Source organism: Microlunatus parietis (assembly GCF_013407955.1).
In the GTDB taxonomy this organism is placed as follows: domain Bacteria; phylum Actinomycetota; class Actinomycetes; order Propionibacteriales; family Propionibacteriaceae; genus Microlunatus; species Microlunatus parietis.
In genome coordinates, this window is record NZ_JACCBU010000001.1 from 4180008 (window position 1) to 4205021 (window position 25014).

General features: G+C 70.1%; 22 protein-coding genes. 11 read left to right on the top strand and 11 right to left on the bottom strand.

Features of this window, described 5'->3' with window-relative positions:
* Positions 1-34 precede the first annotated feature (34 nt).
* Genes BKA15_RS20025 through BKA15_RS20035 form a run of 3 tightly spaced genes read right to left on the bottom strand, consistent with a single transcriptional unit; the run spans position 35 to position 2440 of the window.
* Positions 35-715, bottom strand: a complete 681-nt coding sequence (locus BKA15_RS20025) for a DUF899 domain-containing protein (protein ID WP_179753712.1) — start codon at positions 713-715, stop codon at positions 35-37.
* A 17-nt stretch (positions 716-732) separates the two neighbouring features.
* Positions 733-1227 (bottom strand): GyrI-like domain-containing protein, encoded by a 495-nt coding sequence (locus tag BKA15_RS20030; RefSeq protein ID WP_179753714.1) that lies wholly within the window; start codon positions 1225-1227, stop codon positions 733-735.
* Between the two features lie 22 nt (positions 1228-1249).
* Positions 1250-2440 (bottom strand): MFS transporter, encoded by a 1191-nt coding sequence (locus tag BKA15_RS20035; RefSeq protein WP_179753716.1) that lies wholly within the window; start codon positions 2438-2440, stop codon positions 1250-1252.
* 54 nt (positions 2441-2494) lie between these two features.
* Between BKA15_RS20035 and BKA15_RS20040 the strand changes: the two genes are divergently transcribed.
* Complete coding sequence (locus BKA15_RS20040) at positions 2495-3244, top strand: AraC family transcriptional regulator (protein ID WP_179753718.1); 750 nt, start codon at positions 2495-2497, stop codon at positions 3242-3244.
* A gap of 11 nt (positions 3245-3255) precedes the next feature.
* Positions 3256-4116 (top strand): TIM barrel protein, encoded by an 861-nt coding sequence (locus tag BKA15_RS20045; protein ID WP_179753720.1) that lies wholly within the window; start codon positions 3256-3258, stop codon positions 4114-4116.
* Here BKA15_RS20045 and BKA15_RS20050 read toward each other — a convergent pair.
* From BKA15_RS20050 to BKA15_RS20060, 3 genes are read right to left on the bottom strand one after another with little or no spacing between them, the layout of a single operon-like run.
* Positions 4088-4648 carry a GNAT family N-acetyltransferase gene (locus BKA15_RS20050; protein ID WP_179753722.1) on the bottom strand — a complete coding sequence of 187 codons (561 nt, stop codon included), beginning with the start codon at positions 4646-4648 and terminating at the stop codon, positions 4088-4090. The two genes, BKA15_RS20045 and BKA15_RS20050, sit on opposite strands and share 29 nt — an antisense overlap.
* A gap of 24 nt (positions 4649-4672) precedes the next feature.
* Positions 4673-6739, bottom strand: a complete 2067-nt coding sequence (locus BKA15_RS20055) for a GMC oxidoreductase (RefSeq protein ID WP_179753724.1) — start codon at positions 6737-6739, stop codon at positions 4673-4675.
* Positions 6740-6782: 43 nt separating this feature from the next.
* Entirely contained in the window at positions 6783-7946 is a 1164-nt protein-coding gene (locus BKA15_RS20060; RefSeq protein ID WP_179753725.1) for an ROK family transcriptional regulator, read from the bottom strand.
* A gap of 239 nt (positions 7947-8185) precedes the next feature.
* On the opposite strand from BKA15_RS20060, the gene BKA15_RS20065 reads away from it, so the two are divergent.
* Genes BKA15_RS20065 through BKA15_RS20090 form a run of 6 tightly spaced genes read left to right on the top strand, consistent with a single transcriptional unit; the run spans position 8186 to position 14380 of the window.
* Entirely contained in the window at positions 8186-9898 is a 1713-nt protein-coding gene (locus tag BKA15_RS20065; protein ID WP_246322391.1) for an ABC transporter substrate-binding protein, read from the top strand.
* 24 nt (positions 9899-9922) lie between these two features.
* Positions 9923-10909 carry an ABC transporter permease gene (locus BKA15_RS20070; RefSeq protein WP_179753726.1) on the top strand — a complete coding sequence of 329 codons (987 nt, stop codon included), beginning with the start codon at positions 9923-9925 and terminating at the stop codon, positions 10907-10909.
* Positions 10910-10920: 11 nt separating this feature from the next.
* Positions 10921-11799 (top strand): ABC transporter permease, encoded by an 879-nt coding sequence (locus tag BKA15_RS20075; RefSeq protein ID WP_179753727.1) that lies wholly within the window; start codon positions 10921-10923, stop codon positions 11797-11799.
* Positions 11796-12653: an ABC transporter ATP-binding protein gene (locus tag BKA15_RS20080; protein WP_179753728.1), complete on the top strand. Its 858-nt coding sequence runs from the start codon at positions 11796-11798 to the stop codon at positions 12651-12653. Before BKA15_RS20075 ends, BKA15_RS20080 begins: the two co-directional genes overlap by 4 nt.
* Complete coding sequence (locus tag BKA15_RS20085) at positions 12650-13513, top strand: ABC transporter ATP-binding protein (RefSeq protein ID WP_179753729.1); 864 nt, start codon at positions 12650-12652, stop codon at positions 13511-13513. The genes BKA15_RS20080 and BKA15_RS20085 overlap by 4 nt, the downstream gene beginning before the upstream one ends.
* A gap of 45 nt (positions 13514-13558) precedes the next feature.
* The gene (locus BKA15_RS20090; protein ID WP_179753730.1) at positions 13559-14380 is read left to right on the top strand and encodes a substrate-binding domain-containing protein; all 822 of its coding nucleotides are present in this window, start codon (positions 13559-13561) and stop codon (positions 14378-14380) included.
* A 366-nt stretch (positions 14381-14746) separates the two neighbouring features.
* Here BKA15_RS20090 and BKA15_RS20095 read toward each other — a convergent pair whose 3' ends face one another.
* The 3 genes from BKA15_RS20095 to BKA15_RS20105 form a co-directional block, all read right to left on the bottom strand.
* Complete coding sequence (locus BKA15_RS20095; protein WP_179753731.1) at positions 14747-16237, bottom strand: sensor histidine kinase; 1491 nt, start codon at positions 16235-16237, stop codon at positions 14747-14749.
* A gap of 19 nt (positions 16238-16256) precedes the next feature.
* A complete protein-coding gene (locus BKA15_RS20100; protein ID WP_246322392.1) occupies positions 16257-16994 on the bottom strand; it encodes a response regulator transcription factor in 738 nt (245 codons plus the stop codon).
* Between the two features lie 65 nt (positions 16995-17059).
* Positions 17060-17560, bottom strand: a complete 501-nt coding sequence (locus BKA15_RS20105) for a DoxX family protein (protein WP_179753732.1) — start codon at positions 17558-17560, stop codon at positions 17060-17062.
* A 132-nt stretch (positions 17561-17692) separates the two neighbouring features.
* Here BKA15_RS20105 and BKA15_RS20110 point away from each other — a divergent pair, with 132 nt between their 5' ends.
* Positions 17693-18337, top strand: a complete 645-nt coding sequence (locus BKA15_RS20110; protein WP_179753733.1) for a LysE family translocator — start codon at positions 17693-17695, stop codon at positions 18335-18337.
* Here the strand turns inward: BKA15_RS20110 and BKA15_RS20115 are convergent.
* Both BKA15_RS20115 and BKA15_RS20120 read right to left on the bottom strand, forming a co-directional pair.
* Positions 18327-18995, bottom strand: a complete 669-nt coding sequence (locus BKA15_RS20115) for a maleylpyruvate isomerase family mycothiol-dependent enzyme (RefSeq protein WP_179753734.1) — start codon at positions 18993-18995, stop codon at positions 18327-18329. The two genes, BKA15_RS20110 and BKA15_RS20115, sit on opposite strands and share 11 nt — an antisense overlap.
* Before the next feature lie 65 nt (positions 18996-19060).
* Complete coding sequence (locus BKA15_RS20120) at positions 19061-19780, bottom strand: DUF1345 domain-containing protein (protein ID WP_179753735.1); 720 nt, start codon at positions 19778-19780, stop codon at positions 19061-19063.
* A 2611-nt stretch (positions 19781-22391) separates the two neighbouring features.
* Between BKA15_RS20120 and dnaK the strand changes: the two genes are divergently transcribed.
* Together dnaK and grpE are read left to right on the top strand one after the other, a co-directional pair.
* Entirely contained in the window at positions 22392-24275 is a 1884-nt protein-coding gene (gene dnaK, locus BKA15_RS20125) for a molecular chaperone DnaK (protein ID WP_179753736.1), read from the top strand.
* A complete protein-coding gene (gene grpE / locus BKA15_RS20130; protein ID WP_179753737.1) occupies positions 24272-25003 on the top strand; it encodes a nucleotide exchange factor GrpE in 732 nt (243 codons plus the stop codon). Before dnaK ends, grpE begins: the two co-directional genes overlap by 4 nt.
* Positions 25004-25014: the final 11 nt, after the last annotated feature.

Genomic DNA, 25014 nt, shown 5'->3' on the forward strand with positions numbered 1-25014 from the left:
CCGCAGCAGGCGATGCCGGGCAGGAGAGCGGCTGCTAGTCGGAGTAACTGTCGTGCAGCCGCATCCACGCGTACGGCGGATCCTGCGGGCGGCCGGGCGGCGTCAGCTCCCAGCTCTCCTGACGCCCGTACGGCGTCAGGTCGAGCAGGTCGAAGACGAGCATGAACGGTTCCTCGCCACGGGCGAACGTGGACCAGGTGTGGAAGATCCGGTCCTGATCACGGAGGAACACACTGATCGCCTGCCGTTCCTCGCCGTCGACGGTGGCGCCGAAGTCCTCGTTGAACGTCGACCGGCCGGATGAGTACCAGGGAAGGGACCAGCCCATCCGCTGCGCGAACGCGGTCAGCTTCGGCACCGGCGCCCGGGACACCATGACGAACGAGGTCCGCCGGGCGTGCAGGTGGGACAGCGGACCGATGTGGTCGGCCATCATCGAGCAGCCGTCACAGCCCTCCTCCCAGTCCGTACCGAACATGAAGTGCTGCATGATCAACTGCGGCCGACCGTCGAACAGTTCGAGCAGCGTCACCGGCCCGTCCGGGCCGTCGAACTCGTACGGTGTGGTCACCTCGACCATCGGCAGCCGGCGGCGTTGCGCGCTGACCGCGTCCTTCAGCCGGGTCAGCGCCTTCTCCTGCAGCAGCAGGGCATCCCGGGCGGCCTGCCACTCCGCACGGGACACGATCGGCGGAAGTCCATGATCATCGTTCATGGCCCGATCCTGCCAGGTCAGTCGGCCAGCCGGATGGCGAGCTCCACCTCCCAGCGGGTCTTCCGCCGCTCCGTCCGCGGATCGGTGCGGTACGCCTCGTACCGGCAGCCGAACCGGTCGCCCTCGGCGACGTCCTCCCGGTCGAACGGAAGCCCCTGCTCGCGGGACCATTCGATCAGGGCGCGGTTCGCCCGCAGCGCATGATCCCGGTACGTCAGCGTCGCGTACCGCCCGGCCGGCAGCCCGTCCGGCAGCACCCGGTCGTCGCCCTCGATCGGGTCGGGCATGATCACGCCGACCGCGAGGTCCATCGGGCCCTCCATGTCGATCACGTGCAGGCGCAGGAAGAACGGCCCGACCTCGCCGACGTCGTGCTCGTCGAGCCAGCCCGCCAGTTCGGTGAGCAACCGGTCGCGCTCGCCCAGCATGCCGCGGAACGGCGTGATCACCCTGATCCCGAGACTGTGCCGGAGCGGCAGTTCGACCACCCGCGGCGGTTCCAGCAACTCCATCGCCACCTCCAAACGCCTGCGCTCATGATGTTCCTTGCCCCAGGGGCGAGGTCAAGGGTTGCGGCTCGGGCAGCCGCCGGAGGGCGAGCCAGGCCAACCCCGCGACGATGATCAAGGACAGCAACGCGCCGGTCAACCCGATCTGCTCGGCCAGAACACCAAGAGCCGGCGAGGCCAGTCCGCCGACGCTCACCGCGAGCCCGAGCGTCACCCCGCTCGCCGTGCCGACGTGCCGCGGCAGGTAGTCCTGCGCCAGGGTCAGGTGGAGCGAGAAGGGCACGTACAGCAGGAACGAGACGACCGCGACGAAGATCAGCCGAATCGCCCCGGGCGCGAGCACGAGGCCGACCATGGCCGGTGCCGTGAGCAGGTACGACCAGCGCAGGATCCGGGTCCGCGGCCAACGCCGGGCCAACCGGCCGCCGAGCACCGTGCCGAAGGCGCCACCGAGGTACAGCACGAACAGGGCCCCCGTTCCGCCGGCCGGGCCGAGCGCCGGATCCTGCTGGGCGTACAGCGCGATGAAGGAACCGAGGCCGACGAAGATGATCGACCGGGCCATGATCGCCACGGTCAGCCGACCGAACGACCGGCGATCCTCGGCCGCGAGGCTGGCCGCGGTCCGCGTCAACGGCGTGCCGGACGTGGCGGCGCGGTGGGTGCGCAGGCAGCCCAGAACCATGATCAACGCGACCGCCGCGGGCATGATCAACAACGGGCTGGCGGCCAGCCCCAGCGCCCCGACCGTACCGGCGACCAGGAACGGCGCGACGGCGAACCCGATGTTGCCGCCGAGCGCGAACCAACTCATCTGCACGTGATCACCGCCGCTGAGCTCGCGGGCCAGCCGGGCGGCCGCCGGGTGGAACGCGGCGATCCCGATGCCGGACAGGGCGACCAGCAGGAAGACCAGCCAGGGCTCGCCGACCAGGCCGAGCGCGCCGATGCCGGCACCGGTGACCAGGACGCTGACCGGCACGATCCAGCGGGCCGGCCGCCGGTCGCCGAGCAGCCCGAACAGCGGCTGCACGACGGACGAGGTCAGCGAGGCGGCGAACACCAGGCCGCCGGCCGCCGGGAGGCTGTAACCGCGCTCCAGCACGAAGACCGGAACCAGCGCGGCCACCATGCCCTGGTAGCAGTCGACCCCGCCGTGACCGACGGCGAGCAGGAGCGCGGTGAGGCGGTGGCGGGCGGGCCTGGGCTGGTGCATGAGTCGATCCTGGTCGCACCCCGGCCTGTCCGGCTTCCAGTAATCTGCCGAATCATGTCAGAAATCCGCCACGTCCCCCGGGCGCCGACCGAGACCAGGTGGCTGCCCGCCGGCGCCGAGGTGGACGAGCACCGCCACGACGAGCCGCAACTCGTGTACGCGAGCGCCGGCGTCCTGGAGGTGACCGCGGCCGACGGGACCTGGTTCACGCCGCCCAACCGCGCGATCTGGGTGCCGGCCGGCGTCGTGCACCGGTGGCTGGTGCACGGCAGTTCCACCGTGCACCTGGTCGGCCTGCCCGGCCGATCGCCGCTGCCGGGCCGGCGACCCGGACTGCTCCAGATCACCCCGCTGCTCCGCGAGTTGATCATGGCGGCGACCGACGGTGCGGGGGACACCGCGGCGAGCCGGCGGCTGCTCGGCGTGCTGCGTGATCAACTTGTGCTGGCCCCCGGCCCGCCGACGATGCTGCCGCGGCTGGCCGACGACCGACTGCGCGCCGTCGCCGAGCTGGTCGAACGTGAGCTGTCCCAGCCCGAATCGCTGGACCGGCTCGGCCGCCGCATCGGCTGCAGCGCCCGTACCCTCTCCCGACTGTTCCGGTCCGAGCTCGGGATGACCTTCCCGCAGTGGCGCACCCAGCTCCGACTGCACCGGGCGGCACTGCTGCTCGCCGAGGGCCGTACCGTCTCCCAGGTCGCCGCCGCCTGCGGCTGGTCCTCGCCGAGCGCCTTCATCACCGAATTCCGCCGCGCCTTCGGCGACACCCCAGGAGCCCTCAGTCGGCGCCCGTCGAACCCGTAGGCTGCCCTCTTGTGATCATCGCCGTGACGTGTTCGACGGGGGCCTTCTCGCGCGATCCGGACGTCGTCGATGCGGCGGGGATCGTCGCGGCCGCCCGTCGGGTCGACGCCGACGGCTTCGAGTTGCTCTCCTATCCGGCGTTCGCCGACGACCCGAAGGACTCCACGAGCATCTTCAGCCGTTCCGGGCTGCCGTGGACGTCGGTGCACGCCGGCAAGGCGATCGGGCCGCTGCTGAGTTCCGGTACGGCGGACGACCGTCGACGAGCGCTCGCTCTCCTCGATGCCGATCTTCGCCTGGCCACGGCGCTCGGGGTCGAGATCGCTGTGCTGCACCTGTGGGGCATGCCCGACTCGGACCGGCGGTTTCCGTCGAACCTCGCGGCGGTCTCGGACTGTCTTGATCATGCCGAGCGGTTCGGCGTCACGCTCGGGATCGAGACCATCCCGTGCCTGGAGGCCACCCCGCTTGCCCGGCTGAGCGAACTGCAACGGCGGGATCCGCGCTGCCGGTGGACCCTGGACACCGAGTTCCTCGCCCTGCACGACGAACTTGATCTTGCCTTGGCCGATGCCGACCTGTTCGCCGGCACCAAGATCATCCACGTCAAGGACTACGACGGCGAGTTCGTCGATCGGCAAGGCCGGCGCCGCTATCTCCATCCCGGGCAGGGCCGGCTCGACCTGGCCGCAGTCGCCGAGGCGGCGGCTTCGTCATCGAGCAGCATCCGGTTGTGCCTGGAGTCGAGTTCGGTACGCCCTGACGGATCGATCGATCTCGGACAGGTGAACGCGGATCTGGACACACTGCGCGGCTTCGTACCGCTGACCTCGACCGCCGGCGTCAGCGCGAGCCGCCGCCCAGGTCCTTGATCAACAACTCGAACCGCAGGTCGTCCCGGCGGGGGATGCCGAACCGCTCGTCCCCGTACGGGAACGGCGACAGCTCGCCGGTCCGCCGGTAGCCGCGGCGTTCGTACCAGGCGATCAGATCCTCACGGGCGGTGATCACGGTCATCTCCATCGTGCGTGCCGCCCAGTCCCGGGCGGCGATCAACTCCGCCTGCGCCAGGACCGCCTTGCCGAGCCCGCCGCCCTGCTGGGCCGGCGAGACCGCGAACATGCCGAAATAGGCGGCGGCGCCGCGGTGCTCCAGCTGACAGCAGGCCACGATCACGCCCTCCCGCTCGGCGATGATCATCCGGCTGTCCGGGGACTCGATCACGGCCCGGACGCCGTCGGGGTCAGTCCGCTGGCCGTCCAGCAGGTCAGCCTCGGTGGTCCAACCGGCCCGGCTCGCGTCGCCACGGTAGGCGGACTCGACCAGCGCGACCAAAGCTGCGACGTCGGCGACGGTCGCGTCGCGGAAGGTGAGCTCGGTGGCCGGAGCGGTGGCGCGGTCCATGATCGTCAGTCTGGCAGATCCTGCTCAGCGCACCAGGTCGCCGGTGATCCGGAGTGAGTTGGCCAGGATCGTCAGCACCGGGTTCACGCCGCCGTTCGTGACGTGCGTCGAACCGTCGACGATCCGTACGTTCTCGTGGCCCCAGACCCGGCCGACCGGGTCGGTCACCGAGCGCGTCGGGTCGTCGCCCATCCGGCAGCTGCCGGCCTGGTGCTGGCCGCCGTTCGGCCCGCCGGGCCGGCCTCCGCGCGGCGCGGTGACGACCCGGGCGGCGCCGGCCGCGGTCAGCCACTCGGCGGCCCGCTCGCTCAGGTAGTCGCGGCCGCGGACGTCCTCCGGGTGCAGGGTGCCGGTGAGCCGGGCGACCCTGATGCCGTACCGGTCGGTGAGCTTCGGATCGAGCCGGACCCTGGAGTCGGCGGTGCTGATCTCCTGGTACGGACCGACCACGCGCAGCATCCGGCGCAGCCAGTGCCGCATCCCGTCGTGGGCGGCCCGGCCGTGCCGCGGGATGAGGCCGGCGTCGGTGAGATAGGCGTACGTGCTCGCCGGCGTCGGGACGAACTCCTCGGCGATCATGCCGCCGCCGACCAGGCCGTCGTTGCCGTGCCGGAAGTCGCAGGTGGCGATCGCCGGGCCGGGACCGACCAGGTCGGTGACCTCCTCGTCGAACAGTCCGGTCGCGCCGCCGTACGGGTGTGCCTGCAGGTAGCGGCCGACCTGATCATGGAGGTTGCCGAGCCCGTCCGGCTCCTGATCATGGGCGGAGTTGAGCAGCAGCCGGGCCGTCTCGATCGCGCCGGCGCCGAGCAGGAACTCCGTGGCCGCGACCTCGCGCCGCCAGACTCCGCCACCATGATCGCCGACGACGGCGACCTTGATCACCCGGCCGTTCGGGTCGGTGATCAACTTCTCGACCGTGCTGCCGAGCAGGACGCTGGCGTTGCCGGTTGCGACGGCCGCCGGGATCGCGGTGTTGTGGGTGCCCGACTTCGCCTCGACCGGGCAGGCGAACCCGACGCACTGCGGGCAGCGCCGGCAGCCGAGCCGACCCTGGTAGGGCTCGGAGTTGATCAACAACGGCACCGGCACGGTCGACCAGCCGAGCCTGGCCGCCCCGGCGGCGAGCCGCTCGGCGGGCCGGTTGCCGGCGATCGGCGGCATCGGGTAGTCCCGGCTGCGCGGCCCGGCCCACGGATCGCCGCCCGCCGCGCCGCTCACCCCGAACCGCCGCTCCGCCTCGTCATAGAAGGGTTCCAGGTCGTCGTACGTGATCGGCCAGTCGGCCAGCGCGCTGCCGTCCGGAACCCCGTACCGGCTGGCCATCCGGAAGTCGTCCGGCGCGAACCGCCAGGCCTGCGCGCCGAACACCCGGGTGCCGCCGCCGAGCGTGTGCGCGTTACCGCCCCAGCCCGGGTCGCCGGGGCCGACGACGGCCTCGCCGCCGTCCGGGGTTTCGATGGTCCGGGGCCAGCCGCCGCCGCGCAGGTCGGTCAGACGGTCCAGGCCGAAGTTGACCCTGGGGTTCCGCAGATGATCACGACTCAGCTCGGCGGCGCTCGGAGCCGTACCGGCCTCGATGATCAACACCCGCCGACCGGACTCGGCCAGCACCTGGGCCGCCGCGCCGCCGCCCGCGCCGGCCCCGACGACGATCGCGTCGTAGCGGTCCAGGAGTTGATCGGGCGTGATCCAGCCCTGTTGTCCGTACGAGATCGTGGGCAGCGGGTCCGGCCAGGCGTCGGCCGGCGCCGGCGACCAGCGCACCTCGGCCCAGGCCCGTGGCGTCGTGTAGTAGTGGGCGTTGACCAACCGGACCAGCCGCGGCGGCACCGCGATCCGGTCCAGCACGGCCTGCCGCCGATCGTGATCGAGCGTGCTGAAGTCCGGCGCTTCGCCGGTCACCCGGTCCAGCAGGGACTCGACCGCGGGGCCCAGGTCCGCCAGTTCGGCGCCGGCCTCGTCGAGGAACTCTGCCGCATCCCAGCCGCCGTTCCCTGAGCCTGTCGAATCGTGCCCTGAGCCTGTCGAAGGGCCGGTCCCGACGATCGTCTCGGCGACGGCGGTCAGCAGCGCGGTTCGCTCGGTCATCAGCGTCCTCCATCTTTCACGAAATGAACTAAGCCCGGCCGGATCAGTCCGCGACGCTCGCCTGCAGGACCAGCGCGGCCGCCCCGATCGTCGCCGCCTCCAGGCCGAGGTCGAGCGCGGACAGGGTGACCGCCGCGGCGGGACTGCCGACCCGGCGCAACTGGTTCAGCCGCTCCCCGATCACCCGCTCGTACAGCCCGCCGGCCTCGACGAATCCCGGTCCGGACAGGATGACCTGCTCCAGCCCGAGCACGGTGACCAGGTTGGCGATCCCGACGGCGAGGGCGCTCGCGGCGTCGGTGATGGCGGCGGCACAGGTCCGGTCGCCCTGCATCGCGCCGCGGGCGATCCGGCTGAAGTCGGCGACCAGGCCGGCCGGCGTTCCGGACAGGCCGAGCCGGACGGCATGGGCCGGGTTGGTCAGCACCTGGGCGACCACGGCGGCCGGGGAGGCCAGGACGTCGATGCAGCCACGGGAGCCGCACGGACACGGCGGCCCGTTCCGGTCGATCGACATGTGCCCGAAGTTGCCCCGCGGTACGGCGTCGTTGACCCGGCCGTGCAGCGCGATCCCGGCACTCAGCTGGTCCGACATGTAGACCGTGGCGAACCGGCGCTCGGTGCCGGCCGACCGGGCCCACAGCTCGCCCATCGCGGCGCAGGACGCCTCGTCGCCGACGATCACCGGCCGGCCGGCGGCGGTCCGGAGCCGCTGCGCCGCCTGACTCGCGAGGTCGGCGGTCGCGGGATCGGACGGCAGCCACGGGTCCGGCCGGTTCGGGGTGGAGACGATGCCGAAGCCGGCGACCGCTTCGGGGGCCACCCCGACCGCGCGCAGGGTGAGCGAGAGCCGCTCGTCGATGACGTCCTCGAGGTCGCCCGCGGCCGGCATCGGCGTCACGGCGCGGCCGACCAGGGTGCCGGCGAAGTCGGTGAGGGCGAGCATCAGTCGGGTCGGGTCGAGGCTGAGCCCGACCGCGTACCGGGAGGCCGGGTTCAGCCGCAGCAGCGTGCGCCGCTTGCCTCCGGTCGAGGCCGAGTAGCCGGTCTCGATCAACAGGTCGTCGGCCAGCAGCCGCTTGACGACGTTCGTGATCGTGGCCGGCGTGACCTCGAGGTCCTCGGCCAGTTCGAGCCGCGTGACGACGCCGCGCCGGCGGGTCAGGTCGAGCACCGCGCCGTCCAGGTGGCGGCGGCTCCGGCTCATGCACGCCTCCCTTCGGGCCACGTCCTTCCGCAGCGCCGGGTGCCTCGGGCGCTCCGCGCTACGAGGGCACAGTACGCCGAGGCTGCGGCGTCTCGGCGGTGACCCGGCCACCGCTGGACGGGGCCGTTGACAGCAGCGGCCGGCGGGATGCACACTAGCGCAAGTTTATTAAATGACTTAAGGAAGTGTCCTCGATGCTGAGGACGTCCTGGTTCGCCGATGCACCTGGGGGAGACCTGATGTCACGCCGTGCCCGCTTCACGAAGGGGCTGACCGTGCTTGCCGCGACGGTCGCCTTGGCCCTCGCCGGCTGCAACGCCGGCTCCAACCTCGACCAGGGAAGTTCGCCCGGGTCATCCTCGTCACCAGGCAGCACCGAACTGCCGGTGATCACGGTCGGTGGCGGCGCCGGCCCGTTCGCGGAGAACTTCAACCCGTTCTCGCCCAACGTGATGACGCTGGTGCACGGCGTGATCTACGAGCCGCTGTTCTACTTCAACCAGCTCAAGCCGATCGATCAGGCGCCGATCCCGCTGCTCGGCACCGAGTACACCTGGAACGACGACGGTACGGTCCTGACGATCAAGGTCCGGACCGGCGTGCAGTGGAGCGACGGCACCCCGATGACGGCGAAGGACGTGGCCTTCACGTTCGACCTGATCCAGAAGACCGAGGAGCTCAACACCAGCGGACATTCGCCGAAGTCCAAGCTGATCGACGACAGTACGGTCGAGCTCACCTTCGACCGGCCGTCCTTCGCCGAGGGCCCGAACGTGCTCGGCCGCACCTACATCGTGCCGGAGCATCTCTGGTCCAAGATCAAGGACCCGGTCACCGAGCCGAACAAGAAGCCGGTCGGCACCGGCGCGTTCATGATGGACAGCTTCACCCAGCAGTCGTACGCGCTGACTCGGAACCCCGAATACTGGCAGGAGGGCAAGCCTGGCATCGGCGGCGTCCGGGTGATCACGCTGTCCGGCAACCAGGCCGCGACCGACAAGTACCTGGCCGGCGAGATCGACTACCAGAGCGCCGCGATCCCGAACCTTGATCAACTGATCAAGAACAAGCCGGAGCTGACCTACCTCAACACCGGCACCGCGCAGGCCGCGCTGTTCACCTGTGCCAACGCCGAACTCGGCTGCGAGGGACCGCAGACCGACCCGGCCGTGCGCCGCGCGCTGTATCTCGGGATGGACCGGGAGCAACTGTCCAACCTCGCGTTCTACAAGCTCGGCAAGCCGGTCTCGCCCGCCTTCGCCCTGCCGGAACGGGACCGTGCGTTCATCGAGCCGAGCATCGCCGACGCCCCCTGGACGGCCGACGTCGCGGCGGCGAAGAAGGCCCTCGAGGACGCCGGCTACCAGCTGGCCGACGGTGTCTACGCCAAGGACGGCAAGCCGCTCCGGTTGTCGATCAAGGTCGTCTCCGGCTGGACCGACTTCATCACCGCGGTGGACACGCTGAAGCAGCAGTTCGCCGCGATCGGCATCGAGATTGTCCCGCAGCAGGTCAGCGTCAACGAGTGGAACAGCGCCAAGTCCACCGGCAAGTTCCAGCTGGTGATCGACTCGCTGGGCCAGGGGCCGGCGCCGGACCCGTACTACGTCTACAACAACTTCTTCAGCACCGAGGCGACCGACAAGGTCGGCGGCAACGCGAACCCGTACCGCAACACGTCCCGGTTCTCCGACCCGGCCGTCGACGCGGCGCTGACCCGGGCCGCCGGCAGCAACGACATCGAGATCAAGCGCGCTGCCTACTTCGAGATCCAGAAGATCATCTCGGCCGACCTGCCCTACGTGCCGCTGCTGATCGGCTCGACCCTGACCGAGTTCAACACGAGCAAGGTGACCGGCTTCCCGACCGAGGACAACCTGTACGCGTTCCCGGCGGCCTGGGCGGCGCCGGACAACGCCCAGGTGCTGGTCAACCTGACCCCGGCGCCCTGAGCCGGGCCGGGAGGGACCCCCGTCGTGTACGTGATCAGGAAGCTCGGCTTCTATCTCGTCGCCGCCTGGGCCGCGATCACCCTGAACTTCCTCATCCCGCGGGCGTTGCCGGGCAGTCCGGTGGACGCGATGCTGGCCAAGCTGGCGCTCCGCGGGCCGGTCACCGACGAGACCAGGACGTCGATCGAGAAGATGCTCGGGACCGACACGGACCAGTCGCTCGCGGGCCAGTATCTGGACTACCTGGCGGGCCTGTTCCGCGGTGATCTCGGCGTGAGCGTGACGTTCTTCCCGGGCCAGGTGTCGCAGGTGATCGTCGACTCGCTGCCGTGGACCCTGTGGCTGGTCGGGCTGTCCACGGTGATCACCTTCGTGCTCGGTGTCGGCATCGGCGCCGTGGCCGGGTGGCGCCGGGGCACCTGGCTGGACGCGCTGATCCCGTCGACGGCGGTGCTGCAGTCGATCCCGTACTTCTGGCTGGCGTTGATCTTCGTCTACCTGTTCGCGGTCAACCTCGGCTGGTTCCCGATCAGCGGCGGCTACGACGTCAATCTGGTCCGGCCGGCCTGGGACTACCCGTTCATCGCCAATGCCACCTATTACGCCCTGCTGCCGGCGCTGACGATCGTGCTGTCCTCGATCGGCGGTTGGCTGCTCGGCATGCGCAACATGATGGTGTCGACGTTGAGTGAGGACTACGTGCTCACGGCGGAGGCCAAGGGGCTGTCCCCGGTCCGGACCATGATCACCTACGCGGCCCGGAACGCCGTCCTGCCGAGCCTGAGCGGGTTCGCGATCTCGCTCGGCTTCGTGGTGTCCGGCTCGATCGTGGTGGAGACCGTCTTCAGCTACCCGGGGATCGGCTTCACCATGCTGCAGGCCGTGCAGAACAACGACTACGCACTGATGCAGGGCCTGTTCCTGGTGATCACGCTCTCGGTGCTCTGCGCCAATCTTCTGGTCGACCTGATGTACGGGTTCCTCGACCCGCGCACCCGGGCCGGGCACTGACGGGGAGGGTCATGTTCCGCAGCTACCTCAACCGCAAGTCGGTCGTCGGCTTCGCGGTCGTCGTGTTGATCTTCCTGTTCGGCATCGTCGGGCCGTTCTTCGTCCAGGACCCGCTGGCGATCGACAACCTGGGCATGGCGCCGCCGAGCCCGCAGCACCTGCTCGGCACCACGCAGACCGGTCAGGACGTCTTCGCGCAGCTGGCGTACGCCACCCGCGGGTCCTTGATCATCGGCCTGCTGGTGGGCGCGATGGCCCTCTTCCTCTCCTTCCTGTTCGGCGTCCTGGGCGGCTATGCCGGCGGCTGGCTGGACGAGGTGTTCTCGCTGTTCACCAACGTGGTGCTGATCCTGCCCGGCCTGCCGTTGATGATCGTCATCGGTTCGTACGTGCAGCAGAAGGGGATCCTGCTGATCTCGCTCGTCCTCGCGGTCACCTCCTGGGCGGCCAACGCCCGGGTGCTCCGGGCCCAGACGTTGTCGCTGCGCAACCGCGACTACGTGCTGGCCGCGCGGGTGGCCGGCGAGAACCCGGTCCGGATCATCACGGTGGAGATCCTGCCCAACCTGCTGCCGGTGATGTCGTCCAGCTTCGTCTTCGCGATGATCTGGGCCATCCTCGGCGAAGCCGGGCTGGCCTTCATCGGGCTCGGTGTGGTGGGCACCCAGACCTGGGGTTCGATGCTCGCGTACGCGCAGAACGGGCAGGCCCTGACGCTCGGCGGTTGGTGGTGGTTCGGCCCGCCCGGTGCCATGATCGCGCTGCTGGGCATGGGTCTTGCCTTGATCAACTTCGCCATCGACGAGGTGATCAATCCCCGGCTGCGGACCCAGCACCTGCACCGGGCCAAGAAGTTGATCAAGTCGAGCCGGCGGGAGGTGGTGGCATGAGCGAGTCCCAGCAGGCCGTGCTGACCGTTCGCGACCTGAGCATCGACTACCTGGTCGCCGAGCCGGTCCGGGCGGTGCAGTCGGTGTCGTTCGACCTGTTCCGGGGCGAGATCCTCGGTCTGGCCGGCGAATCGGGCTGCGGCAAGACGACGCTGGCGTACGGGCTCAATCAACTGCACAAGCCACCCGCCGCGATCACCGGCGGCTCGGTGATCTTCCACGACGCGGAGACCGGCCGGGCGGTCGACGTACTGGCGCTGGCCGGGGAAAAGTTGCGCCGCTTCCGCTGGGCCAAGGTCTCGATGGTCTTCCAGGGCGCGATGAACTCGCTCAACCCGGTGATCAGCATCCGGGCGCAGCTGGCCGACGTGTTCGCCTCCCACGCGCCGGACCTGAGCCGCGAGCAACGGCTCCGGCGCAGCGAGGAGCTGCTGGAGCTGGTCGGCGTGGACCGGCGCCGGATCTCCGCGTTCCCGCACGAGTTGTCCGGCGGGATGCGGCAGCGTGTCATGATCGCGATGGCGCTGGCCCTGGATCCGCAGCTGATGATCATGGACGAGCCGACCACGGCGCTCGACGTCGTGGTGCAGCGGGAGATCCTGGACGAGATCCTCCGGTTGCGCCAGGAGCTCGGCTTCGCGGTCATCTTCATCACTCACGATCTGCCGCTGCTGTTGGAGATCTCGGACCGGATCGCGGTGATGCGGCGCGGTGAACTGGTCGAGCTGGCCACGGCCGAGGACCTGTACTTCGACCCGCAGCACGACTACACGGCGACCCTGTTGTCGTCGTTCCCGTCACTGACCGGCGACGCCGGGGACTTCGTCCGAGCCGGCTACCAGGAGCGCCGATGACCGTGATCAAGGAACAGTCCGGTGTGCTCTCGGTACGGGAACTGGGCAAGGACTACCGGCTGCGCGACGGGCTGCGGGTCAGCACCCTGCGCGCCGTCCAGGACGTCTCGTTCGACCTGAACCGGGGCCGGACCGTCGCGCTGGTCGGGCAGTCCGGGTCGGGCAAGTCGACGGTGGCCCGGATGATCGCGCAACTGGAACGGCCGACCCGGGGCGAGATCCTGCTCAGCGACCGGCCGGTCGGTCGGCGCGGCGCGGCCCTGCGGACGTATCGGGCCGAGGTGCAGATGGTGTTCCAGGACCCGTTCGCGTCCTTGAACCCGTTCCACACCATCGGGCATCACCTGGAACGTCCGCTGATGATCAGCGGCCGGGTGCGGTCGAGGGCGGCGGTGCGCCCGGCCGTGCTGGAGCTCCTGGAGCGGGTCAATCTGACGCCGGCCGAGACGTTCGTCGACCGCCGGCCGCATGAACTGAGCGGCGGGCAGCGGCAGCGGGTCGCGATCGCCCGGGCGCTGGCGCCGAGGCCGAAGGTGCTGATCGCCGACGAGCCGGTCTCGATGCTGGACGTGTCCATCCGGCTCGGCGTACTCAATCTGCTGGCCAAGCTGCAGCAGGAGGAGCGGCTGGCGATGCTCTACATCACGCACGACCTGGCGACCGCCCGGCACTTCTCCGACGAGATCCTGGTCATGTATCGCGGTGAGGTGGTCGAGCGCGGCCCGGCCGACGAGGTGATCTTGAACCCGCAGGCGGAGTTCACCCGGGCGCTGCGGAACGCCTCGCCGGAGCCGGCGACCAGCAGCCGGTTCCTGGCCGAGGCCGCGCGGCGGGGCGTACCGATGCCGAATCACACGTGATAGGCAGGGTCCGATCGCGGCCTGGCCGCGGAGCGGATACACACTATGACTGTGCCGACTTTCGGGATGACCGTGCAGCGACGTGGCTGGACTCCGCGCAGCGAGCACTTCTACAACCGGTTGCTGGTCGGCCTGGAGGAGGAGCTGCTCCGGCAGGGCCACGCCATGATCGTCAAGCTGGTGGCCGACCGGGACGAGGAACGCGCCACGTTCGTCCGGTGGGCCGAGACCGGTCCGGTCGATGCCGTGGTGTGCAAGGACATCACCCTCGACGAGGGGATCGAGGACGAACTGCACCGGCTCGGTCTGCGGTACGCGGTGCTCGGCGACTCACACCAGCCGATCGCCGCGAACGCCGTCCTGGTCGACAACGCCGGGGCCCTGCGCGCGGTGCTTGATCATCTGCGAGCGGCCGGGCATCGGCGAATCGACTGGCTCACCGGGCCGCCGTCCCAATGGCAGACCCACAGTCGACAGCTGGCCTTCGCCGAGTACGTCGAGGCTGGGCTGATCGACGGCGTCATGAGCCCGGCCGAGTACGACGAGGATCGCTGTCGCGACCTGGTGCGGGCGGCGATGAAGCGGGAACGGCCGCCGACGGCCTTCGTCCTGGACGGCGGCCACCTGGCGACGGTCAGCCTCGAGGTGCTACGCCGCCTCGGCCACTCGGTGCCGGGCGACGTGTCCCTGGTCTCCTGGGACGACTCGCTGGCCTGCCTGCGCGCCGATCCTCCGGTATCCGCCCTCGACCACCACGTCGAGGACCTCGGCCGCGGCCTGGCCCGCTGCCTGGTCGACGCGCTGGCCGGTCGGGAACGGCGTGAGGTCGGCCCGACCCCCAATCTGGTCCTGCGCTCCTCAACCTGACCAGCAACGTGCCAAGCCAGGACGTGCCCTGAGCCTGTCGAAGGGCCAAGCCAGACCGTGCCCTGAGCCTGATGTCGCGATTTCTCTTGGCATCGACCGCAACCGCTCCGTGCAACGTTGCATTCTCCGATGCGAAGAGAAATCGCGACACTCCGGCCCGGCCGTGCGCGCACCTCGACCCTCACAGCCCGCGCGCCCGTTGCGTCACGACAGCAGCCCCTGCATCACCGAGCGGACTGCTTGACCGGGAAACGTCGCCGGAATCGAGGTCAGATCGTCCGCTCGGCGAGTTGCGCGCCCGCACGTGGCCGCGACAAGCCGCGACTCCGGCCCAGCCGCTTCGGTTGGGGTTCGGTGGATTCGGGCTCAGCGAGCGTTCGGGCTTGGCCCCTTCGGCAGCGTGACGGTGAACTCGGTCAGGCCGGGGCGGCTGGCGACCGAGACGGTGCCGTGGTGGGCCTCGACGACGGCGGCGACGATGGCCAGGCCGAGGCCGGTGCTGGCGCCCTTCGCGGCGCCGGCGGCGCGGGCCCGGCTGGCCTCGGCGCGGGTGAAGCGTTCGAAGACGTGGTCGACGATGTCCGGCGGGACGCCCGGTCCGTCGTCCCGGACCATGATCGTGATCTTGTCGTCGGCTTCGGTGAGCCGGGTCAGCACGGTGCTGCCGGCCGGGGTGTGGGTACGGGCGTTGGCGAGCAGGTTGACCAGGACCTGGTGCACCCGGTGATGATCAACTTCTGCCTGGACGGGCTCGGGCGGCAGGTCGAGCTCCCACTGATGATCAGGGCCGGCCACCCGGGCGTCGCTGACCGCGTTGATCACCAGCTCGGACAGATCGGTGGGCTTGAGATCGAGCTCGGGCCGGTCGTCCAGCCGGGCGAGCAGCAGCAGATCTTCCACCAGCACGGACATCCGGCCGGCTTCGGCGTCGATCCGGTCCAGGGCGTAGGAGGTGTCCGGCTCGAGTTGATCACGGTCGCGCCGGGTCAGCTCAGCGTAGCCGCGGATCGCCGCCAGCGGGTTGCGTAACTCGTGGGAGGCGTCCGCAACGAACCGGCGCACCCTGGTCTCGCTGGCCTGCCGGGCGGCGAGGGCGCCGTCGACGTTAGCCAGCAGGTGGTTCAGCGCCTGCCCGACCCGGCCCACCTCGGACGTGGGATCGGCATCAGCGTCCGAGACCCGTACCTCAACGGCGACATCACCGCGATCCAGCCGGAACTGGGACACTTGCTGAGCAACACCTGCCACACGGTTCAACGGACGCAGGCTGCGCTCGATCAGGGGACGTGCAACAAGGAAGGCTCCCCCAGTGGCCAACAGTGCGAGGCCAGCCTCGACGATGATCAGCTGAGCCAGCGTAGAGTCCACCTCGTCCGCCGGAACGCCGACAACCAGGGTGCCTCGGCCGCCGGGCACGATCGTCACCTCGAGCCCGACAATCCGGTAGCTGCCGAACTTCGGCACTGTCACCGACCGGGGTGGGCCGGCAGGGATTCCACTCAGAGCGTCCCCGATCTGCGCGGAAAGCCGGTGGGTCTTGCGACCGGACAGCACCTGGCCATCGACAAATGCGCCGTCCTGATCCAGCACCACATACATGGTGCCGTCCGGCTGCCCACCCGGATCGCCCAGCGAGTTGCTCGGGCCAGGACGCAGCATCCCGGCCACGTCCCGCAATTGCTCGTCCAACGTGCCCAGCAGCAGCTGTCGCGTTGCGAGGGTCGTGATCACGCCCAGCGCGATCGCTACGCCGGCCACGAGTGCCACGACACGCAGGACGAGCCGCCGTCCGAGGGTGCCCCGGGCGAACGGTCCCGGCCCCTGATGGGGACCGGGCGGTTCCGCAGTCTTGATCATGTCGGCCATGATCAACAAGTCATGACGTTGCTGGTCGCAGCACGTACCCGGCGCCGCGCATGGTGTGGATCATCGGGTCCCGGTTGGCATCGATCTTCTTCCGCAGGTAGGAGATGTAGAGCTCGACCACGTTCGCCTGGCCGCCGAAGTCATAGTTCCAGACCCGGTCCAGGATCTGCGCCTTGCTGAGCACCCGGCGCGGATTGCGCATCAGGTACCGCAGCAGCTCGAACTCGGTGGCCGTCAGATGGATCGCGTCGCCGCCCCGGGTCACCTCGTGGCTGTCCTCGTCCAGGGTCAGGTCGCCGACCACGAGCAGCGAGTCGTTCCGGGACTGGGCGGCGCCGGACCGGCGCAGCAGCCCACGCAGCCGGGCGATCACCTCCTCCAGGCTGAACGGCTTCGTCACGTAGTCGTCACCGCCGGCCGTCAGCCCGCTGATCCGGTCGTTCACGGCGTCCTTCGCGGTCAGGAAGATCACCGGCACGTCCGGCAGGTCGGTACGGATCCGGCGCATCACCTCCAGCCCGTCGAAGTCGGGCAGCATGATGTCCAGCACGATCGCGTCCGGCCTGGTCTCCCGGGCGACGCGGACCGCCTCCGACCCGGACGCGGCCGTGGCGACCTGCCAGCCCTCGTACCGCATGGCCATGGAGAGCAGTTCGGTCAGGCTGGGTTCGTCGTCGACGGCAAGGATCCGGATCGGCGATCCGTCGGCGTGGACCAGTGCCTCACGCCCGGTATCGGTAGCTGCCATGCGCTCAAGCGTTGCACGGCAGACCGAGTGCCAGCTATGTCCGACCTGTGGGAAACCTGTGTGGCTCAGCCCAGCGGCTGGGTGTCGTCGTAGTCGTACTGCTGCTGTTGCTGCTCGGGTTCCTCCACCTTCTCCCGCCGGAACAGCCGGTCGATCGAGGCCCGGCCGGCCCCGAAGACGAGGAAGATCAGCGCCAGCAGGCCGAGCGTGAGATTGTTCATCATCCGCTCCGAGACCGAGAACTCGGGCACGTTGGCGGCCAGGAACTGATAGCCGTACCAGTTGGTGTAGCAGATGATCAGCACCTGCTGGGCGAGCACCGCGGCCGCGACCAGCGGAGTCAGGGCGCCGACGATCAGGAACAGCCCGCCGACCAGCTCGAGGATGATCGTGCCCCAGACGACCACCTGCGGATAGGGCGTGCTGAACTGTGCCAGGTAGTCGATCTGGCTCTGCGGCCCGACCACCTGCCAGCGCCGCCAGCCGTGCACGATCAGGATCGCGCCGAGGCCGATCCGGGTGATCAACAAGACGATGTCGCGCAACACCTGCAGGGTCTTGGCCATGACTGAGCTCCGTTCGCGTGAACTCCCTCCCGCAGACCTTAGTGACTTGGTACGCGATGCAGGTCACGACCGGGCCACAGATCACGGATTGGCCCTGGCCCGGGCCGCGCGCGTGAGGCTTGACTCGAGCTCATGATCACTGTTGCCGCCGTCCTCGGCGTGACCGTCGTCGCGCTCGGACTGGTCCTCACGCCGGGCCCGAACATGATCTATCTCGTCTCCCGCAGCGTCACCCAGGGCCGCCGCGCCGGGCTGCTCTCGCTGGCCGGGGTGGCGGCCGGGTTCGCGGTCTATCTGACCGCGGCGACCCTCGGCCTGGCGGCCGTGTTCGCTGTCGTACCGCAGCTGTATCTGGTGCTGAAGCTCGGCGGCGCCGCCTATCTGGGCTACCTGGCCTGGACCGCGTTCCGGCCGGGCGGGCGGTCGGTCTTCCAGCCGAGCGAGCTGCCCGCCGACCCGCCGCGCCGGCTGTTCCTGATGGGCCTGGTGACCAATCTGCTCAACCCCAAGATCGCGATCCTCTACCTCGCGGTGATCCCGCAGTTCATCGATCCGGCCGGCGGCCCGCTCTGGCTGCAGAGCCTCGCGCTGGGTGGGATCCAGGTGGCGATCGCGGTCACCGTGAACGGGCTGATCGTGCTCGCCGCCGGTTCGATCGCGGGCTTCCTCGGCCGGCGGCCGACCTGGCTGCGGCTGCAGCGCTATCTGATGGGTACGGTGCTCGGCCTGCTGGCCGTGAAGCTGCTCACCGACAAGGTCCGCCCGGTCACTCCGTGATCTTGTTGGCCGCCCGGCACTGAGCCCGGAGCCGGTCCAGGCCGGGCCCGCTCAGTTCGTCGGCGTACGAGGGACGACCGCCCATCACCAGCGCGAGCGCGAGCGTCGGCCCGGAGACGAGCGGACCGGCGCCGGCCTCGAACGGCCCGTCCGTCGCGGTCAGCCGGAGCCCCGTGATCGTCTTCCGGCTCGGCACCGTGAAATCGGTCCGGGCCAGGAACACGGCCAGCACGGTCGTGGTCTCGATCGGCGGGGTGGTCGGGATGCCGAGCGGCCGCCGGATGTCCTGGGCGTGGATGATCACCTCGCCGAGCGTGCCCTCCGCGGGCGGCCCGAGCCGTGGGCCCTTCCGATCGGCCGCCGCCCGGAACCACGCCAACGTCTCGGCCGGAGTGCCGCCGAGCTGTTCGGCGAGCCTTGCGTCGTTGTGCCGCGCGAAGTCGAACCCGGCCGCGACGACGCTGCGGATCCAGCGGAACGGCGTGGTGACGGCGCCCGCGGTCAGGTGGGCGACCACCTCGGCCACCGTCCAGCGTCGGCACAGGGTCGGCTGCTGCCACTGCGCCTCGCTGAGCGCGGCGAGGTCGTCGGCGAGCGCCAGCCGCTCCGCGGTCACGGCACGCCAGAGTTCGTCGGTGGTCATCGATGGCTTGATCATGTCTCACCGGACCGCGGGACCGGGCGGGAATTCGTCGCCTGGCTGATGTGATCCGGGTCGCAGGGTCAGCCGGCCGCGCCGAGGAACAGCGAGACGATCAGGGCGACCACCACGGTGTTGTACGCGAACGTGACGACGCTGTGCACGGTCACCGTACGGCGCATCGAACGGCGCTCGATCGCGACGTCGGAGGTCGCGAACGTGGTGCCGACCTGCACGGCCAGGTAGATGTAGTCGGAGAACTCCGGCGGCCCGTCCCGCTCCTCGCCGGGGAAGACCAGCTGCCGGTCGTTGCTGTTCTCCCGGGCGTAGTGCTCGGCGTACGTGATCGCGATGACCAGCCAGGAGCAGAGCACCACGCCGAACGTCAGCCCGACCACCGGCAGGTTGCCGTGCAGTTCCTCCGACATCGCGAACACGACCACCGCGACGAGGGAGGCGATGCAGAGGCTCACGGAACCGGCCGGACCGCTGGCCAGCAACAGCAGCTCCAGCACCCGGCGCCGCTCCCGGCCCTCCGGGCTCTCCCGGAACCAGAGCGCCAACGTCGCGCCGTCCGCGCGGCCGAACGTCACCAGCGTCGTAGCGAGGTAGATCACGCTGTAGCCGATCCAGAACGCCAGGTAGAGCACCGCGACCCCCGCCGGCCCGGTGACCTGCTCGACCGTGAACGTCCCCTGCCGCACCCCGGCCATCGCTCCGATCAGGAACGCCGCCGTCACTCCGACCCCGGCCACGAGCAGGGCCAGCCCGATCCGGGCCCACTCCGACCGCAGCCGCGGCATCCGGTTCGTTGCGACGGAAGGCTCTTGCGGCGGCAGCCGGTCGCCGGTTGGCTCCACCGCTCCGGAGCCTGTACGGGGAGCGAAGGCGTCGCTGCCGATACCGCCCATCGTGGCGTCCGATCCCCGCGGAACGGAAGCGTCGCCGACAGGGTCCGCGTTTCGCCGATCCGCCTCGCTCATCACCCTCCCTCGTACCGGCCGCATCCTAGGCGCTGCTCCGAAGCGCAGATGAACTGCCATCGAGGGCGCCTGCCACGCGCACCCGAGCGGACCCCCTGCCCGACTCCGTCACCCCGGCCCCGCGCCACGAAGTCGTGCGCGAGGGCAACCCCCCGCTCCGGCCCGCCCGGCCCCGCGCCACGAGCTGGCGAGGGCCGAACCCGCACGAGGTCGCGCGCGGTCCGCCCCGCCACGAGGTCGCGCGAGGGGGACCTTCCGGCTCCGGCCCGCCCGGCCCCGCGCCACCAGCCGGCGCGGGCCGGCCCCGCCAGGAGGTCGCGCGGGGTCCGCCCCGCCACGAGGTCGCGCGAGGGGGACCTTCCGGCTTCGGCCCGCCCGGCTGACCCGCCGGCGATCCCCGCAGCAGCCCAACCCGGACCGCCGCGTCCCGTGATCCGTGCCTGACACGTCGGCGCTGGCGGGCGCCCATAGCGGCTGGCCCGCCCCGCACCTCCCGGCGCTCGGCCCCAACTCTTCCGACGTCCGACTGCACCTCTTCGGCGGTCGGTCCAAGCCCACGCAGCCGACGCCCGGCCCACGCCTCTGACGTCCGGCCGGACCGGCTCCGCGGTCGGCCCCGGCCCAGAACTCGACCAGCCACCCGGCAGGCAGCCGACCCGGCCGGCATCCGCAGACAGCCGACTCGGGCGGCGATCCCGCAGCAGCCCAACCCGGACCGCCGCATCCGTGATCCGAGCCTGACACCTCGGCGCTGGCAGCGGCTGGCCCGCCCCCGCACTCCCGGCGCTCGGCACCTCTTCTGACGCCGGCCCACGTCCCTGCCGTCCTGCCGGACCTCCTCCGCGGTCGGCCCGGCCAGAACCCGACCAGCCACCCCGCAGTCAGCCCGACCCGGCCGGCATCCCGCAGGCAGCCGACTCGGGCGGCGATCCCGCAGCAGCCCAACCCGGACCGCCGCATCCCGTGATCCCGAGCCCGACACCTCGGCGCTGGCAGGCCCCTCTAGCGGCTGGCCCGCCCCCGCGCACTCCCGGCGCTCGACCCCAACTCTTCCGACGTCCGGCTGCACCTCTTCCGCGGTCGGCCGAAGCCCATGCAGCCGACGCCCGGCCCAGGCCCCTGACGTCCGGCCGGACCTCCTCCGCGACCCCCCCGAACCTGCGAACCGTGGGTTTGTCGACAATCCCGCGGCTTTCGCGCGTTTCGAGGTGGGAAAGTCGACACCCCGCGCTCCGAGGCCCGCGAGTGCACTGACTGGACTCGTTTGGCATCTCCAAACGCGATCTGGTTGCCACAATCGTCCACTCGATACCGGACTGGCCGACTCGGTGGGAGGGGACGCCGCCGCGTGAGCGGCAAGTCCCGGACGCGCGGTTGGTCGGGTACGGAGCCCGCCGCCGCGCGATTGCGGTGTCCACCGCGTCGTCGACCGGGTGACATCGAGGTCGGCAGCGCCCCGATCCCGCAGGAAGCGTGCGGTTGTCGACAATGCCACGACTTTCGGCAATTTCGAGGTAGGAATGTCGACAACCACACGCGGTTCGGCTGGCCCGACAGGCAGCCCGTCCGGGCCGACCCGCGTGCCCTTGACTGGCAGCGACCGCCTCCGTCTGCGGACCCGTTCGCAGCCAGGTCCCGTCGTGCCGTGCCGACCCGGCCAAGCTCGCCGAGTGTGTCGAAACGGACGCTCGAAATCGATTTCACAGGGTCGTAACGTCACACTCGACGACTTGGGAGGGCGCCGCGGGCGCGCAGTGGTGCGAACGCGGGTTGACGGCGGCGGGATGACGTGGACAGTCGCCTGGCTTTGTGTGTGCCGTTGCCCGAGGTCCTTCTTTGCTGCGATCTTGCTGCTCGCCTTTCACGTTGTTGGCCCAACCGCCCATCCCGCACCGCCCCGACCTGGCCGCTTCGCCGTACCCGGACCTCGCCGGCCTCCGGCTCGCCGCCGCGAACCGAATGGCACTTCCGGCGTCGCCCCAACCGACAGTTTCGCCGTCCCCGAATCCGCGGATTGTTGCCCGTCCGCGAACCCGCCGATTTCTGCCCGTCCCTCGCCGCCGGCTGGCCGAGCTGTTCCGCGCCGTACTCGGGTCGGCCGCGTCGCCGTTCCTGGCCCGCCGGTCTGCTGGCCTTCCCTTGCCGCCGGCTGGCCTACCTGTCCCGCGCCGTGTTCGACTCGGCCGCGTCGCCGTTCGTGACCCGCCGATCTGCTGTTCATTCCTCGCCGCCGCTGACCGAGCCCCTGCGGCACTCCGCCCGGGCACGATGTGCACCCATTCCAGGTCACCGGACATAGGGTTGAGTCTTCTCGGCTCAACCGATTTGTGTTCGACGCCACTGGGTTGCATAGTTGAGTGCGGCAGACTCAACCACTAAGTTGAGTGCCGAAGACTCAAGCGTTGCAGCAGTTCATACGGAGGAAACAACCATGGCTCGTGCAGTCGGTATCGACCTCGGGACGACCAACTCGGTCGTCGCGGTTCTCGAAGGTGGCGAACCCACCGTCATCCCCAACGCCGAGGGCTCGCGTACGACGCCGTCGGTCGTCGCCTTCGCCAAGGGCGGAGAGGTGCTGGTCGGCGAGGTCGCCAAGCGCCAGGCCGTCACCAACGTCGACCGTACGATCCGCTCGGTCAAGCGCCACATGGGCACCGACTGGAGCACGCAGATCGACGACAAGAACTACAAGCCGCAGCAGATCAGCGCGTTCGTGCTGCAGAAGCTGAAGCGGGACGCCGAGGCCTACCTGGGCGAGCAGGTCACCAACGCGGTGATCACCGTCCCGGCCTACTTCTCCGACGCCGAGCGGCAGGCGACCAAGGAGGCGGGCGAGATCGCGGGCCTGACGGTCGACCGGATCATCAACGAGCCGACCGCCGCGGCGCTGGCGTACGGCCTGGACAAGGGCGACACCGAGCAGACCATCCTGGTCTTCGACCTCGGTGGCGGCACGTTCGACGTGTCCCTGCTGGAGATCGGCGACGGCGTCTTCGAGGTGAAGGCCACCAAGGGCGACAACCGGCTCGGCGGCGACGACTGGGACAGCCGGGTCGTCGACTGGCTGGTGAAGCAGTTCAAGAACAAGAACGGCACCGACCTGTCCCAGGACAAGATCGCCCGGCAGCGGCTGCAGGAGGCCGCGGAGAAGGCCAAGATCGAGTTGTCCTCGGCCAGCGAGACCCAGATCAACCTGCCGTACATCACGTTGGGCGAGTCCGGTCCGCTGCACCTGGAGGAGAAGCTGACCCGGGCCGAGTTCCAGCGGCTGACCCAGGATCTGCTGGATCGCTGCCGCGCGCCGTTCAACGCGGTGATCGAGGACGCCGGGATCTCGATCGGCAAGATCGATCACGTGATCTTGGTCGGCGGCTCGACCCGGATGCCCGCCGTTGTTGATCTTGTCAAGGAACTGACCGGCGGCAAGGAGCCGCACAAGGGTGTCAACCCGGACGAGGTCGTCGCGCTCGGCGCCAGCCTGCAGGCCGGTGTGCTGAAGGGCGAGGTCAAGGACGTCCTGCTGCTCGACGTCACCCCGCTGAGCCTCGGCATCGAGACCAAGGGCGGCGTGATGACCAAGATCATCGAGCGCAACACGACGATCCCGACCAAGCGGTCCGAGGTGTTCACCACGGCCGACGACAACCAGCCGTCGGTGATGATCCAGGTCTACCAGGGCGAGCGTGACTTCGCCCGGGACAACAAGTCGCTCGGCAACTTCGAGCTGACCGGCCTGCCGCCGGCCCCGCGCGGCGTGCCGCAGATCGAGGTCGCCTTCGACATCGACGCCAACGGCATCGTGCACGTCCACGCGAAGGACCTGGCCACCGGCAAGGAACAGTCGATGACGGTCACCGGCGGTTCCGCGCTGGGCAAGGACGAGATCGACAAGATGGTCAAGGAGGCCGAGTCGCACGCGGAGGAGGACCGCAAGCGGCGCGAGGCGGTCGAGCTGCGCAACGAGGCCGACGCGCTGGTCTTCCGGACCGAGAAGCTGCTCAGCGAGAACGCCGACAAGATCGACGACGACACCAAGAAGCCGGTCGAGGAGGCCATCACCGAGGTGAAGTCCGCGCTCGAGGGCGAGGACAACGACCGGGTCAAGGCCGCCGTCGACAAGCTGAACCAGACCAGCGCCGCGCTGGGTGAGGCCATGTACAAGGCCGCCCAGGCGCAGCAGCAGGCCGAGGGTGCGCCGGCCGACGGTGCCCCGACGGACGGTCAGTCCGGCACCTCGAACGCGGGCGAGGACGACGTGGTGGACGCCGAGATCGTCGACGAGGAGAAGCCGAACGACGCGAGTGATGCCAAGTGAGTCCAGCCGATCCTCGCGAAGAAGGCGAGCCCGACGGCCCGGTGATCCGGGACAAGCGCCGGATCGACCCGGAGACCTATGAGGTACGAGAGCCGAAGGAGACTTCGGCCCCCGGCGGGTCCGAGCCGGCCGGTCAGCCCGGTCAGCCCGTCGGGGCCGCCGCCCCCACGGACCAGCCGGCGGCCACCGAGCAGAATGGTGAAGTGACCGAACTGAAGACCGCGCTGGCCGAGCGCACCGCCGACCTGCAGCGACTCCAGGCCGAGTACATCAACTACAAGCGCCGGGTGGACCGGGACCGTGACCTGGTCCGGGCGCTGGCGGTCGAGAACGTGTTCCGCGACCTGCTCGGCGTACTGGACGACATCCGTTCGGCGCGCGAGCACGAGGAACTCACCGGCGGCTTCAAGGCGGTCGCCGAGGAGGTGCAGCGGGTCGCCGGCAAGTACGGGCTCGAACCGTTCGGCGCGAAGGGCGACCCGTTCGACCCGCACGTCCACGAGGCCCTGATGCACGTACCGGCGCAGCCGGGCGTCACGGCGGAGGCCGCGACCGGCCCGGTCTGCGTGGAGATCCTGCAGCCGGGTTACAAGATCGGCGACCGGGTGATCCGGCCGGCCCGGGTCGCGGTGGCCGATCCGCCGGACGGCGACGCGGCGGCCGAGGCTCCCGGTCAGGATCAACAGGTTCAAGATCAACCGGTTCAAGATCAGCAACCGGATGCCTGATCCTTCCTTGC

Coding starts and splice junctions, on each gene's coding strand:
- BKA15_RS20060 (WP_179753725.1), bottom strand. CDS start 7,946: ATGAGCCGGAGCCGCCGCCACCTGGACGGCGCGGTGCTCGACCTGACC.
- BKA15_RS20120 (WP_179753735.1), bottom strand. CDS start 19,780: ATGCCGCGGCTGCGGTCGGAGTGGGCCCGGATCGGGCTGGCCCTGCTC.
- BKA15_RS20030 (WP_179753714.1), bottom strand. CDS start 1,227: ATGGAGTTGCTGGAACCGCCGCGGGTGGTCGAACTGCCGCTCCGGCAC.
- BKA15_RS20040 (WP_179753718.1), top strand. CDS start 2,495: ATGTCAGAAATCCGCCACGTCCCCCGGGCGCCGACCGAGACCAGGTGG.
- BKA15_RS20035 (WP_179753716.1), bottom strand. CDS start 2,440: ATGCACCAGCCCAGGCCCGCCCGCCACCGCCTCACCGCGCTCCTGCTC.
- BKA15_RS20085 (WP_179753729.1), top strand. CDS start 12,650: ATGACCGTGATCAAGGAACAGTCCGGTGTGCTCTCGGTACGGGAACTG.
- BKA15_RS20055 (WP_179753724.1), bottom strand. CDS start 6,739: ATGACCGAGCGAACCGCGCTGCTGACCGCCGTCGCCGAGACGATCGTC.
- BKA15_RS20110 (WP_179753733.1), top strand. CDS start 17,693: ATGATCACTGTTGCCGCCGTCCTCGGCGTGACCGTCGTCGCGCTCGGA.
- BKA15_RS20090 (WP_179753730.1), top strand. CDS start 13,559: ATGACTGTGCCGACTTTCGGGATGACCGTGCAGCGACGTGGCTGGACT.
- BKA15_RS20100 (WP_246322392.1), bottom strand. CDS start 16,994: ATGGCAGCTACCGATACCGGGCGTGAGGCACTGGTCCACGCCGACGGA.
- BKA15_RS20105 (WP_179753732.1), bottom strand. CDS start 17,560: ATGGCCAAGACCCTGCAGGTGTTGCGCGACATCGTCTTGTTGATCACC.
- BKA15_RS20050 (WP_179753722.1), bottom strand. CDS start 4,648: ATGGACCGCGCCACCGCTCCGGCCACCGAGCTCACCTTCCGCGACGCG.
- BKA15_RS20080 (WP_179753728.1), top strand. CDS start 11,796: ATGAGCGAGTCCCAGCAGGCCGTGCTGACCGTTCGCGACCTGAGCATC.
- BKA15_RS20065 (WP_246322391.1), top strand. CDS start 8,186: ATGTCACGCCGTGCCCGCTTCACGAAGGGGCTGACCGTGCTTGCCGCG.
- BKA15_RS20095 (WP_179753731.1), bottom strand. CDS start 16,237: ATGATCAAGACTGCGGAACCGCCCGGTCCCCATCAGGGGCCGGGACCG.
- dnaK (WP_179753736.1), top strand. CDS start 22,392: ATGGCTCGTGCAGTCGGTATCGACCTCGGGACGACCAACTCGGTCGTC.
- BKA15_RS20075 (WP_179753727.1), top strand. CDS start 10,921: ATGTTCCGCAGCTACCTCAACCGCAAGTCGGTCGTCGGCTTCGCGGTC.
- BKA15_RS20115 (WP_179753734.1), bottom strand. CDS start 18,995: ATGATCAAGCCATCGATGACCACCGACGAACTCTGGCGTGCCGTGACC.
- BKA15_RS20025 (WP_179753712.1), bottom strand. CDS start 715: ATGAACGATGATCATGGACTTCCGCCGATCGTGTCCCGTGCGGAGTGG.